The sequence below is a fragment of the Streptomyces sp. MP131-18 genome (genome assembly GCF_001984575.1).
Classification (GTDB): Bacteria; Actinomycetota; Actinomycetes; order Streptomycetales; family Streptomycetaceae; genus Streptomyces; species Streptomyces johnsoniae.
Map to the genome: position 1 here is coordinate 3,303,518 of NZ_LZNS01000001.1, position 12,183 is coordinate 3,315,700.

A 12,183-nucleotide genomic window follows, 5' to 3' on the forward strand; every position below is an offset into this window, starting at 1 on the left:
GCACCGGCCGGGGGCACCGGCCTCAGTTGGCCGCGACGACCTTCAGCTCCGGGTGAGCCGTGCCGCCCTCGATCGCCGTGGAGGACAGGTGCGACACCACCCGGTCGTCCACCGGGTCCTGCGCCGGGTCCTCGTGCACCACCAGGTGCTCGTAGGTGGTGGCGCGCTGCGCCGGAACGCGGCCGGCCGCGCGGATCAGGTGCAGCAGCTCCAGCCGGTTCGACCGGTGCTTCGCCCCGGCCGAGGAGACCACGTTCTCCTCCAGCATCACCGAGCCCAGGTCGTCGGCGCCGTAGTGCAGCGACAGCTGGCCGACCTCCTTGCCCGTGGTCAGCCACGAGCCCTGGATATGCGCCACGTTGTCGAGGAAGATCCGCGCGATCGCGATGATCCGCAGGTACTCGAAAAGGGTGGCCTGCGTGCGGCCCTTCAGGTGGTTGTTCTCCGGCTGGTAGGTGTACGGGATGAACGCGCGGAAGCCGCCGGTGCGGTCCTGCACATCGCGGATCATCCGCAGGTGCTCGATCCGTTCCGCGTTGGTCTCCCCGGTGCCCATCAGCATCGTCGAGGTGGACTCGACGCCCAGCCGGTGCGCCGACTCCATGATCTCGAGCCAGCGCTCGCCCGACTCCTTCAGCGGCGCGATGGCCTTCCGCGGGCGGGCGGGCAGCAGCTCGGCGCCCGCGCCGGCGAACGAGTCGAGCCCGGCGGCGTGGATGCGGCGGATCGCCTCCTCGGCGGTCACCCCGGAGATCCGCGCCATGTGCTCCACCTCGGAGGCGCCGAGGGAGTGGATCACCAGCTGGGGGAACTCCTTCTTGATCGCCGCGAAGTGCCGCTCGTAGTACTCGACTCCGTAGTCCGGGTGGTGGCCGCCCTGGAACATGATCTGGGTGCCGCCGAGCGCCACCGTCTCCGCGCAGCGCCGCAGGATGTCGTCCAGGTCCCGGGTCCACACGCCGTCGCTCTTGGGCGCGGCGTAGAACGCGCAGAACTTGCAGGCCGTCACGCAGGCGTTGGTGTAGTTGATGTTGCGCTCGATGATGTACGTGGCGATGTGCTCCGTGCCCGCGTAGCGCCGCCGGCGCACGGCGTCCGCCGCCCGCCCCAGGGCGTGCAGGGGCGCGGAACGGTACAGGTCCAGCGCCTCCTCGGGACTGATCCGCCCGCCCTCCGCGGCGCGGTCGAGCACGTGTCGAAGCCCGGCGCTCTGCCCCATGGGTGCGATCCCTTCCTCACGACAGCGGCCGGACCAGCGTACGTCACCCCCGTTCACCGCAACTGGTGCAGTTCCCCCTCCAGCTCGTCGCTGCGGTAGTGCATCACGCCCTGCTCGTCGATCGTCAGCGTGACCCGCCCCGGCTCCTGCGTGCACACCCCGTCGCCGCCCCGCGACTCCTCCTGGTCGATCAGCGAGTCGAACGTCAGCTCGTCCGCGCCCGCCTCGGCGAGCGTCAGCCGGTCCACGCAGCGCGAGAGGCCCATGACGTCCGAGGACTGCACGGTCCCGACCTCCTCGCCGACCGCGCCCTGCTCCAGCGTGACGTCCAGGGGCCCCATGGACATGCCGCCGATACGGATGTCGCCCGACCAGTCGCCGATGAACTCCTCGGGCACCGTGCCCTCGCCGTCCCCCCCGTTCCCGCCATTCCCCCCGGTGCCACCGCTGCCGCCCTCCTCGCCGGAGCCGCCCACCAGCCCCGTCAGGAACGCGGCGGCCACCAGCGCGGCCACGGCGACCGCCGCGGCCGGCACGATCAGCCACCGCCGCGACCGCCGCCGGGGCGCGGGCGGCGGCGTCGCGGACTGCGTCACGTACGGCGGGGTGGGCCACTGCGGCGGGTGGTCCGCCGGTTGCGTCGCATACGGTCCCGCGGCGGGTACCGGCGGCCCGTACGGCGTCGACGGCTGCGTCACCGGCGGCGGCGTCGGGGCGGGCGTGGGTGTCGGTGTGGGTGTCGGTGTGGGAGGCGGCGTCGGGTACTGGCTCTGCGCGGGCGGGGGCGCCGTGGCCTCCAGGTTCAGCAGCGCGACCGCGCGGCGGCTGACGTCCTCCACCACCGGCTGCGGCAGCCAGCCCGGCGCCACCAGGGCCGCCGCGCCTCCCTCGCCCGCGCACGCCAGCGCCACCTCCCGCGGCGCGGGCCGCGCCGCGGCGTCCTTCGCCAGACAGGCCGTGACCAGACCGCGCAGCCACTCCGGCACCCCGTCCAGCCGCGGCTCCTCGTGCACCACCTGGTACAGCAGCTGCGCCGGGGTGTCCCCGGGGAACGGCGCGCGCCCGCCCGCCGCGTACGCCAGCACCGCGCCGAAGGAGAACACGTCGGACGCCGGGCCCACCTGCCCGCCCACCACCTGTTCGGGCGCCATGTAGCCGGGCGAGCCGACCGTCACCCCGGTCGCCGTCAGCTGGGCCGTGGCCTCGCTGGCCCGCGCGATCCCGAAGTCGATCAGCCGCGGCCCCTCCAGGGACAGCAGCACGTTGGACGGTTTGACGTCCCGGTGCACCAGACCCCGTGCGTGCACGGCGGCCAGCGCCTCGGCGAGGCCCGCGCCCAGGGCCATGACGCTGCGCCGCGGCAGCGGCCCGTGCGCCTGGACCGCGCCGTGCAGGTCCGGACCCGCCACGTAGCCGGTCGCCACCCACGGCACGTCGGCCGCCGGATCGGCGTCGAGCACCGGCGCCGTCCAGTCCCCGCCGACCAGTCGGGCCGCGGCCACCTCCCTGGCGAACCTGGCCCGGAAGGCCTCGTCCGCCGCGAAGTGCGGGTGCACCACCTTGATCGCGACCGTCCGGCCCCCGGCGCTGCGGCCCAGGTACACCCGGCCCATGCCGCCTTTGCCCAGCCGCCCGATCACCTGGTAGGTGCCGATGCGCCGCGGATCGTCCGCGCTCAGCGGCTCCACGGGCGCGTCCCCGGTGAGGCGTCGAGGAGGGCGACGCGCCCGGCGTCCTCCGCCCGGCCGACGCGGCGGGCGAACTCGGTGACGCCTTCGAGCTGCCGCCGGCCGAGCCGGTAGTCGAGCGTCGTGAAGTACCGTTCGAGCACCTCGGCGTCGAAGTCCTCCCAGCGGGCGGCCTGCTCGGCGACCTTGCCGACCTCGGCGAGGGACAGGTCGCGCGAGTCGAGGAACGCCCGGTGGACCTGATGCACCGTCTCCTCCTCGCGCGCGAGGTAGTCGCGGCGCACGCCCCAGGCGGCGAAGACGAACGGCAGCCCCGTCCACTCGTGCCACATCCGCCCCAGGTCGTGCACCTCAAGACCGAGCCGCGGGGCGTCGTGCAGCGAGGCGCGCAGCGCCGCGTCACCGATGAGGACGGCGGCCTCCGCCTCCTGCATCATCAGCCCGAGGTCGGGCGGGCAGGTGTAGTAGTCGGGGGCGACGCCGTGCCGCTCGGCCAGCAGCAGCCGCGCGAGGCGCACGGAGGTGCGGGAGGTGGAGCCCAGAGCCACGCGCGCCCCGTCGAGGCGGTCCAGCGGAACCTGAGAAACGATCACGCACGACATCACGGGGCCGTCGCAGCCGACGGCGATGTCCGGGAGCGCGACCAGCTCGTCCGCATGGTCCAGGAAGTCCACGAGGGACACCGGGCCGATGTCCAGCTCACCGTTCACCAGACGCTCCCCCAGCTTCTCCGGGGTGTCCTTCGTCAGCTCCAGGTCCAGCAGACTGCCGCTCCTGGCGAGGCCCCAGTAGAGGGGGAGGCAGTTGAGGAACTGGATGTGGCCGACACGAGGGCGGAACCGGTGGTGTGTAGTCACCCTTCGGAGGGTACGCCTCAGGGCATGCGAGCCAGCGGCCAGGGAAGGACCCCCTCCGGGGGTGATCTTTCCTCTTCCGGCCGTGCACAGCGCGTGCTAGGCTCACAGCGAGTTGCAGTTTGGTTTCCCTTGCAGTACGAGCCTGCGGAGCATGTGACCGCGGGCTTTCGTCGTTTTCAGGCTTCATGTGGGTTCTGGAGCAGGGCGACCCTTTTTAGGCCCAGGGAGGGCTTATGGCTACCGGAACCGTCAAGTGGTTCAACGCCGAGAAGGGCTTTGGATTCATCGCCCAGGATGGCGGCGGCCCCGATGTCTTCGTTCACTACTCCGCAATCAATGCCAACGGTTTCCGCTCTCTTGAGGAGAGCCAGGCCGTGACTTTCGACGTCACCCAGGGCCCGAAGGGCCCGCAGGCGGAGAATGTCACCGTCGTCTGAGGCCAGCAGCCACCCGGCCGCAGGACGGACCACGTAAGCGCCGAAGCCCCCGCCCCGCCGGGCGGGGGCTTCGGCGTGCGCGCCGGGCCCTACCGGCCGTCAGAAGAACGCGTCGGCCAGCCGCCCGGCCACTGCGCCGGGGTCCTCCCGGCCGTCCACCTCGATCACCGGCAGGCCGAACGCCTCTGCCTGACGGCGGATTTCGGCGTCCCACAGCAGGTCACGCGCCAGTCTCCGCCCCAGCATGACGGCCGGGTCGGCATCCCCCCAGTTCGCACGGGCCCGCTCCGGGTCGGCGTAACGTGCGGAGAGCGCGGCGCGGCGGAAATCGGGGTCCGGCAGCAGGAAGGCGGCGTGCCCCGGTCGGGCCAGCAGCCGCGCGACCTCGCGCGGCAGCGTCCTGAAGTCGTCCACCAGCAGCGGCCGGTCGGCCGGCAGGGCCCGCAGATCCTCCACCACCAGCGGGAACGTCTCGCCGTGCAGGCTCGGCATGGCCGCGACCGCCTCCTCCGGCGTCGGCACCAGCCACTTCTCCGCAGGACTCTTCCCGGCCAGCGCGTGCAGCCTGGGTTGGCCCTCCGGCGTGCAGCGCGCCAGGTACCCGGCCTCGCCCGCGTCGCCGTCGTAGACCGTCACCTCCCGGCCGCGCGCCAGCAGCCCGGTCACGGTGGTCTTCCCCGCGCCGGTGCCACCGCCGATCCACCGCACATGCGCAAACTCCTGCGTCACCCCGTCTCCCCTTCCCGGTAGAGCCCGTCCACCTCGTCCGCGAAATCGCGCAGCACCGCGGCCCTGCGCAGCTTCATCGAGGGTGTCAGATGCCCGGATTCGACCGTGAAGTCACGGGCCAGCACGCGAAATCCGCGGATCGACTCGGCGGCGGAGACCAGGGCGTTCGCCTCGTCCACCGCGCGCTGGAGATGCTGGTGCAGCTCGGGGTCGCGCGCCAGCTCGTCCGCGGGGGCGCGCCGCCGGCCGGTGACCTGCTGCCAGTGCGCCAGGCCCTCCGCGTCGAGCGTGAGCAACGCCGTCAGGTGCGGGCGGTCGTCGCCGACCACCAGGCACTGGCTGATCAGCGGGTGCGCCCGCAAGGTGTCCTCCAGCGGCCCGGGGGCCACGTTCTTGCCGCCCGAGGTGACGATGAGGTCCTTCTTGCGGCCGGTGATGGTCAGGTACCCGTCCTCGTCGAGGGAGCCGAGGTCGCCGGTGGCGAGCCAGCCGCCGGCGTCGGTGGCCGGCATCACCTCGCGGCGCTCCGCGTTCCAGTAGCCGCCGAACACCTGCGGGCCGCGCACCAGGACCTCCCCGTCCGGGGCGATGCCGACGGCGGTCCCCGGCATCGGCCAGCCGACGGTGCCGATGCGCGGCGCGTTCGGCGGCGTGACGGTGGCGGCCGCGGCGGTCTCGGTCAGTCCGTACCCCTCGTAGATGGACACGCCCGCGCCTTCGAAGAACGTGCCCAGGCGGCGGCCGAGCGGCGAGCCGCCGCAGACGACGTGCCGCAGCCTGCCGCCGAGCGCGGTCCTGATCCGGCGGTACACCAGCGGGTCGTACAGGCTGCGGGCCGCGCGCAGCCCGAGCCCCGGCCTGGCGGCCCCTCCGTGCTGCATGGCCTCGGCGGCGGCGCCGTACTTGCGCGCGACCCGGGCCGCCCGGTCGAAGGCTCCGGCGCGGCCCGACTTCTCCGCGGTGGCGCGACCGGTGTTGAAGACCTTCTCCAGCAGGTGGGGGATGGCGAAGAGGAACGTCGGCCGGAAGCTCGCCAGGTCGGCCAGCAGATCCTCGGTCCGCACACTGGGCGCGTGCCCGAGCCGGACGCGGGCCCTGACGCAGCCGAGGGCGACCGTGCGGCCCAGCACATGGGCCAGCGGCAGGAACAGCAGCGTCGAGGCGGGCTCGTCGGTCAGCGACCTGAACATGGGGTAGAGCAGCTCGATGGCGTTGTCCACCTCGGCGAAGAGGTTGGCGTGGGTGAGCACGCAGCCCTTCGGCTCCCCGGTGGTGCCCGAGGTGTAGATGAGGGTGGCGGCCAGCCAGGGCGAGAGCAGCGCGCGGCGCTCCGCGACCGCCGTATCCGGAACGTCGTGCCCCGCGGCGGAGATCTGGCCGATGGCGCTGGTCTCGTTCCCCGACATCGCGGTGAGCTGCCACACGTGCTCGAGCCCTGGCAGCTCGTGCCGGACCGCGGTGAGCGTGCGCGCCTCCTGCACGCCCTCCACCGCGCACGCGCGCGCCCCCGAGTCGTGCAGGATCCAGCGGACCTGGACCGGCGAGGAGGTCGGGTAGACGGGAACGGTGATGAGCCCCGCCGCCCAGGCGGCGAAATCCAGCAGCGTCCACTCGTAGCGGGTGCGGGACATGATGGCCAGCCGGTCACCCGGGCGCAGCCCATGGGCGATCAACCCCTTGGCGACCGCGACCACTTCGGCGGCGAACTCCCTACAGGTGACATCGCGCCAGGTTCCGTCGCGGTGACGGCGGCTGAGAGTCACCGTATCGGGCGCCTCGTAGGCGTTGACGAACGGTACGTCGGCGAGACTCCCTTGCTCGACTGCGGGTGCGAGCGCCGGCACGAACGCGCTGGTGACAACGCCGTTCTCGCGACGCAACTCGGGGCGGACCAGCCGCGGCGCCGTTGGCGCGGCGTGCACGTTCCCTGATGACATGATGGCGGCCTCCGGGTGCTGCCCCATGCGGGGCCCTTCGGATTCTGCACCGCCCAGGCGGGCTTGACCGGCAGTTTCACCGGACCGTCACGCACCCTGCGCCCCACGGCGACCACAACACCCAGGAGTGGCTTCCCGCCAGCACGCGGTGACCGAAAAGCTCCGCTCCCGCCCGCCCCTCAGGACACGCGCCTCAGGACACGCCTCAGGACACGTCGAGCGGGTCGAAGTCGAAGCGGCACAGGACGCTCTTGCCGCCCTGGTCCCGCGGCGCCCACCAGGTCGCGTCGGCGAGGGCCCGCACGATGAACAGGCCGCGTCCGCTGTCGGACAGCGGCAGTTGCGCCGCGGGCAGCGTGGGCGGGGTGGGGTCCTGGTCGGACACCTCGACGATCAGCCAGCGCACCGAGCAGCGCAGCGCCAGCACGACCGCCCGCTCGCCGCGCACCCCCTTGGCGTGCAGCACCGCGTTCCCCACCAACTCCGAGACACACAGCTCCACATCGTCGGCCAGGCGGCCGAGCCCCCACTCGTGCAGCGCAAGGCGCGCCGTCCGCCGCGCGGCGGACGGCGCGCCGGGGTGGTCCGCGAGAAGAGAGACGGTGCGGACACGGCCTGCCGCTGGTTCGACTCTCATGTCCGGCGATGTCATCGACTTTCCTCCCCCTGGTGAGAATTCCAGTCAAGTGCCACCGGGGCCACTTTGGAAACGTTCACGAGGGGGTTCACGCGGACACACGGGGGGTTCACGGGGCGCACGCGCGATGGCGACAATACGCCCCCCACCGGACCTGCGAGAACACCTTACCGGCGCGGCAGCCGCCGGGGGTTCACACGGCGGGCGGCCCACAGGACCGTGGTGCGGCACATGGTGAAGCTCTCCCCACTCCGGAAGCGCAGGCGCTTACCACCCGCCGCGACGTTCACCATGTCACTCACGACGCACGCCTGACCACCGACCATGATCTGATCGCAGCTTCGGCGCTAAGAGTGGCCTCTGACCTGCGGCTTTGTGGCGTTTGGAAGCGTTGCGGGATCGTGACCTGAGGTGGTTGGGCGGCTCGGGTGCGGTGGCGGGTGGTGGCCGGTTCGGTGTGCGGATCGGGCGGTGCTGGGCCTGCCCGTGTCTGGGTTGGACGGCAGTGTCGTGGGCGTGATGGGGCCAGCTGGCCGGAGAGGCTTTGGGCGGGAGCTGCCTTGGGGCGAGGGAGCGGGGGCCGTACGCTGACCGGCGGATCGGGCAGCCCTGGCCTGCCCGCCTCAGTGCCCGATGGGCCCCCGCTCGTCGAGGCTCGCCCCGAGGTGGCTGCCTAAAGCCTCGGAGGCCCCCGGCCCACCAGGAACCCGCCCCGGGCGGTTAGATGCTCGGGGCGGGTCCTTGTTGTGCGTAAGGGAGGGCTCGACTATCCCGGGGTGTGGCGGGCGGGCCGAACGATTCGCGTGTTTCTGACCCGGGGATCAACATTGCGAGCGGCCCACATTATGGTGCTGCGAAGCATGGTGAACGTCTCGCCCGAGTGGAAGAGCAGTTGCTTGCGTCCGCCTGGGGCCGTCTTCATGTCGCGCACTGAATACAGCATGCCGCCGATCATGATCCGGTCGTTGACTTGCACAGTTGAGACAGTGATCTCCACCGATATCTCGACCGTGCCAGCACTGTAGCTACCGTGCTGGGCAGGGGACATTACTTCTCCTTCAAGGAATGGGCGTCGGTCGCCGCCGTCAGTACCGCTCAGCGGCGTGTGGCTTCTTTGAGTGCCTTGTGCAGTCGGTTCGCGATTCGGCAATCACGCCCGTGGCGGCAGGTTGGGCAGTCGACCACGTGGTTCGCGATATCGCGCCGTACCGCTGCCGAATCACCCAAGCCGCTCGCCCCGCAATTCGGCGACGCTCAGCGCCGTACCCAACGCCTCAGCGAGTTGTTCTGCCACAAACCGTAGATCGGCGCCGTCGTCGTCGATGACGTCACGCGCCCATTGATGTACGAGGGCTGCCGTATCCACCATCTCGGCCTCGCGCGCGTCGGCGAGGCGTTCCAGCATTCCGCCGCGTTCTGCCTCAAGGAACGCGGGGGTTCCTTCCGGCGTGGTCCACGGTGCCCGGCGTGGCTTGTAGGGTCGCATTGTCGATCACTCTTCCGTTGAGTGGTTGGCCAGGGCCCCGGGCGTTCGCGCGTCGCGGGGCCACCTCTCCGAGTGATTCAACGCCCGCACAGACAGTGCATCGACGCTCACGCTGTGGCCAACTCGGCGCTACTGTGGCCAGCATGAGTTTCAGTCCCGAGGCAGCCCGGTTGGCCATGAGCGCGAAGGGATGGTCGCTGCGCCGCCTCGCAGGCGCTGTCCCCATCGATCCGTCCCACCTGTCGCGCATGCTCCGGGGCAGGCGACCAGTCCCGGCCCACGTCGCCGCCGCTCTCGCGGTCCTGCTCGACCTGGACGACGACGCGGCCCGTATTGCTTACGTCATGGCTGACCCAAGGCGGCTTGATGCTGCCGCCGTGGAAGCGCTCGCCGCGGCGCTCGCGGTCCAGCGCCGAGAAGACGACATTGTGGGCCCTGCGCCACTTGTCGAGCCTGCCGAGGAACAGCGGGCTGCGCTTCTGAGGTTGCTTCGAGAGGCACGGGGGCCGTATCGGAGCGCGTTGGCACCGGTTGTCGCTGAGCACGTGCAGTTTCTCGGGTACCTCCACACAGCCGTTCGCAGCGACGTGCGGGGCGTGCAACTGCTGACGGAGTCAATCAACCTGGCAGACGAAGCGGATGATGACGAACTCGCCTGTCAGGGACACAATTTCGTGGCTCACGTACACCGCCGACATGGCAGGTACGGCGCAGCGGCGCGGCATTTCCAAGCTGGCGCTGCTGCGACTGGCGCTCATCCGGCACAGCGTGTTCGTGATCTCGCACGGGCGGCGCAGGCTCTCGGTCAAGCAGGCGATCGACAAGACGCGTTGAGGTTGCTGGGACGAGCGGAAGACGACGCAGCCAAGATTGGGGGCGTATCAGCGCCCTCGTGCGCGTACTGGCTGAATGAACCGTTCATCGTGGTGAATCTCGGGCTGGCGAACCACGCCGTTGGACGCGTTGACCATGCGGCAGGGCTGTTGCGGGATGGGATTGCGAAGTTCGACCTCGAAGGGGCGTACGTCCGGGAGGCGAAGGAAATCTTGGACGGTCAAACGGACACGTCTGATTCCGCCCCGCGCCCTCCTGTCGCATAGAGGAAACTGATAGGTAGGGACGGCCAGATCTTCCGGCGTCGCCCCGGCCATTCTGCGCACGTGGCCAAGCTTTCACCGAGTTGAGCCACCAGCCCAGGACAGCGCCGGGAACCTCGAAGCGGTCCGGCAGCCGAACATTGAGGGACCCGGCGTTCACTGGCCGGAGGGGTGTCATCCGGTGGGGCGGCCTGGCCGCTCGGGCGCGACCGGCCGAAGGCCGCAGCGCGCCCGAGGGCGGCTGGGGCTGCCCGCGCGCCGGTAGGCGCGTGCTCTTGAGCCAGTAAAGAAACTTCGGACCGGGGTTGCTCCGGCTGTTGTGTGGGCGGTCGGTGTGGGCGTCTGTGGGCACGGGCGCGTGGGATGGGTGCTGGGAGCGGGGGCGAGGTGGGTCGGGCGTGGTGAGCGGGGGCGGGCGGTCGGTTGGGATTGAGGGAACTTCGTCTCGTCTGGGGGCGTTTGAGGGGCAGAACGGTCGATTGTGTCTGGTTCCCTGGGGGCTGGTTGCTCTTGGGGCGAAGGAGGGAGTTGTGGTGTCTGATCCTGTTGCGTCTGATTTGGTGGGTCCGTCATGGGTGCGGGGCGGGCGGTCGCGGTTGGCGGTGGGGTTGCCGGATGGCGCGGGCGGGAACGTCTGTCTGGGCTGTCGTGGGTGGAGCGGGACCTGGTTCGCGTGGCGCAGGAGCCGGGGTTCGGCCGGTGGCTGGAACAGATCAAGAGCACCGGAGGATGCGCACAGCCGGTGTATCTGGCGGGCCGTTCGACTGTCGTAGACGCTGGTTCGGGTGAGGTGCTGAGGCACTTCGACTCGGCGGGCGAGCCGGGCGGTCGTGTGGCTGTGCGGTGCGGGAATCGGCGGGAGTCGCGGTGTGAGTCGTGTTCGCGGGAGCATGCCGGGGATACCTGGCATCTGGTCGCGGCGGGGCTTGCCGGGGGCAAGGGCGTGCCGTCTTCGGTGGTGGTGCATCCGCGTCTTTTGGTGACGCTGACGGCTCCGGGTTTCGGTGCGGTGCACCGGGCTGGGCGGTGTGTCCGTGCGGATGACCGGGTGTGTGAGCATGGGCGGCCGGTTGGCTGCGGGCGTCGGCACCCGGACGATGCCGGGCTGGTGGGTGAGCCGCTGTGCGGGGACTGTTACGACTACTCGGCGCATGTGTTGTGGAACGCGATGCTGGGCGAGTTGTGGTCACGCACGGTTCGTGGGGTGCGGCGTGCCCTGGCTGCGGCCGGGGGTGTGCACCGTTCCCGGCTCGGCGAAGTCCTGCGGGTGTCCTTCGCGAAGGTTGCGGAGTACCAGAAGCGTGGCGCGGTCCATGTTCATGCAGTGGTCCGGCTGGACGGGCCGGACGGTCCCGGGAGTCCTCCGCCCGCCTGGGCGACGGCGGCCGTGCTTGATGCTGCGGTCCGCGCCGCCGTAGGCGCAGCAAGGGTGCGTACCCCGTACGCGCCTGAGGTGGGGGAGTTCACGTGTCGGTGGGGGCGGCAGCTCGATGTTCACCCCATCCTGGAGCGGTCGGCCGAATCTGGTGCCCTCTCGGGTGAGGCGGTGGCGGGGTATGTGGCGAAGTACACGTCCAAGTCCGTGGGCGATAGCGGGGGTTCGGACTATCCGGTCCGCTCCTGGGCCGACCTGGCCTCGCGGCGGGTCTCCGCGCACGTGCGGGCGCTCATGGCGGTCTGCTGGCGGCTCGGGGCGGTTGCTGAGTTGGCTGGGCTGCGGTTGCGGACGTGGTGTCACATGCTTGGCTTCCGGGGCCATGTGCTCACCAAGTCCCGCCGGTACTCGACGACGTTCACGGAGCTGCGGGGTGCGCGGGCGGCTTTCCGGTCGGCGTCTGTTGCCTGCGGGGAGGTGGTGACGGTTTCGGCCTGGCGGTTCGTCGGGGCGGGCCATTCCCCGGGTGAGGCGGAACTCGCTCGCGGTGTCTGGCTGGACCGGGTTGAGGCCCGATGGGCGCTGGCGGCGGAAGCGGATCGTGGCGGGGGCGGGGGCTGGTGGGTGGGGCGCGGTGGGTAGCGGCCGGCGTGGACAGGACCCCGGTGTGGTTGAAGCGGGTGCGGGAGTGGTGGGGGGTGAGGATGAAAGAGAGGTGTTC

General features: G+C 71.1%; 11 protein-coding genes and 1 pseudogene. 4 read left to right on the top strand and 8 right to left on the bottom strand.

Annotated elements, in window-relative coordinates; genetic code table 11:
* Positions 1 to 22: 22 nt before the first annotated feature.
* From mqnC to STBA_RS14710, 3 genes are read right to left on the bottom strand one after another with little or no spacing between them, the layout of a single operon-like run.
* Entirely contained in the window at positions 23 to 1,219 is a 1,197-nt protein-coding gene (gene mqnC, locus STBA_RS14700) for a cyclic dehypoxanthinyl futalosine synthase (RefSeq protein WP_077059679.1), read from the bottom strand.
* A gap of 53 nt (positions 1,220 to 1,272) precedes the next feature.
* A complete protein-coding gene (locus STBA_RS14705) occupies positions 1,273 to 2,907 on the bottom strand; it encodes a serine/threonine-protein kinase (RefSeq protein WP_077059680.1) in 1,635 nt (544 codons plus the stop codon).
* Complete coding sequence (locus STBA_RS14710) at positions 2,895 to 3,764, bottom strand: menaquinone biosynthesis protein (RefSeq protein ID WP_171987713.1); 870 nt, start codon at positions 3,762 to 3,764, stop codon at positions 2,895 to 2,897. The genes STBA_RS14705 and STBA_RS14710 overlap by 13 nt, the downstream gene beginning before the upstream one ends.
* Before the next feature lie 233 nt (positions 3,765 to 3,997).
* Between STBA_RS14710 and STBA_RS14715 the strand changes: the two genes are divergently transcribed.
* A complete protein-coding gene (locus STBA_RS14715; protein WP_077059682.1) occupies positions 3,998 to 4,201 on the top strand; it encodes a cold-shock protein in 204 nt (67 codons plus the stop codon).
* A 99-nt stretch (positions 4,202 to 4,300) separates the two neighbouring features.
* On the opposite strand, the gene STBA_RS14720 is transcribed toward STBA_RS14715, so the two are convergent.
* The 5 genes from STBA_RS14720 to STBA_RS14740 form a co-directional block, all read right to left on the bottom strand.
* A complete protein-coding gene (locus STBA_RS14720) occupies positions 4,301 to 4,930 on the bottom strand; it encodes a hypothetical protein (protein WP_077059683.1) in 630 nt (209 codons plus the stop codon).
* Positions 4,927 to 6,867 carry an AMP-dependent synthetase/ligase gene (locus STBA_RS14725; protein ID WP_077063332.1) on the bottom strand — a complete coding sequence of 647 codons (1,941 nt, stop codon included), beginning with the start codon at positions 6,865 to 6,867 and terminating at the stop codon, positions 4,927 to 4,929. The genes STBA_RS14720 and STBA_RS14725 overlap by 4 nt, the downstream gene beginning before the upstream one ends.
* 205 nt (positions 6,868 to 7,072) lie before the next feature.
* Positions 7,073 to 7,504, bottom strand: a complete 432-nt coding sequence (locus STBA_RS14730; protein WP_171987714.1) for an ATP-binding protein — start codon at positions 7,502 to 7,504, stop codon at positions 7,073 to 7,075.
* Positions 7,505 to 8,270: 766 nt separating this feature from the next.
* Positions 8,271 to 8,552 carry a hypothetical protein gene (locus STBA_RS14735; RefSeq protein ID WP_077059685.1) on the bottom strand — a complete coding sequence of 94 codons (282 nt, stop codon included), beginning with the start codon at positions 8,550 to 8,552 and terminating at the stop codon, positions 8,271 to 8,273.
* Between the two features lie 171 nt (positions 8,553 to 8,723).
* On the bottom strand, positions 8,724 to 8,909 hold the full coding sequence (locus STBA_RS14740) for a hypothetical protein (protein WP_107485051.1): 186 nt from the start codon (positions 8,907 to 8,909) through the stop codon (positions 8,724 to 8,726).
* 257 nt (positions 8,910 to 9,166) lie between these two features.
* Between STBA_RS14740 and STBA_RS39480 the strand changes: the two are divergent.
* The 3 genes and pseudogenes from STBA_RS39480 to STBA_RS39485 all read left to right on the top strand — a co-directional run.
* A pseudogene (locus STBA_RS39480) lies at positions 9,167 to 9,304 on the top strand (helix-turn-helix domain-containing protein); the annotation flags it as partial.
* 382 nt (positions 9,305 to 9,686) lie between these two features.
* The gene (locus tag STBA_RS38820) at positions 9,687 to 9,824 is read left to right on the top strand and encodes a hypothetical protein (RefSeq protein WP_253194734.1); all 138 of its coding nucleotides are present in this window, start codon (positions 9,687 to 9,689) and stop codon (positions 9,822 to 9,824) included.
* 834 nt (positions 9,825 to 10,658) lie between these two features.
* On the top strand, positions 10,659 to 12,104 hold the full coding sequence (locus tag STBA_RS39485; protein WP_366510799.1) for a replication initiator: 1,446 nt from the start codon (positions 10,659 to 10,661) through the stop codon (positions 12,102 to 12,104).
* Positions 12,105 to 12,183 lie beyond the last annotated feature (79 nt).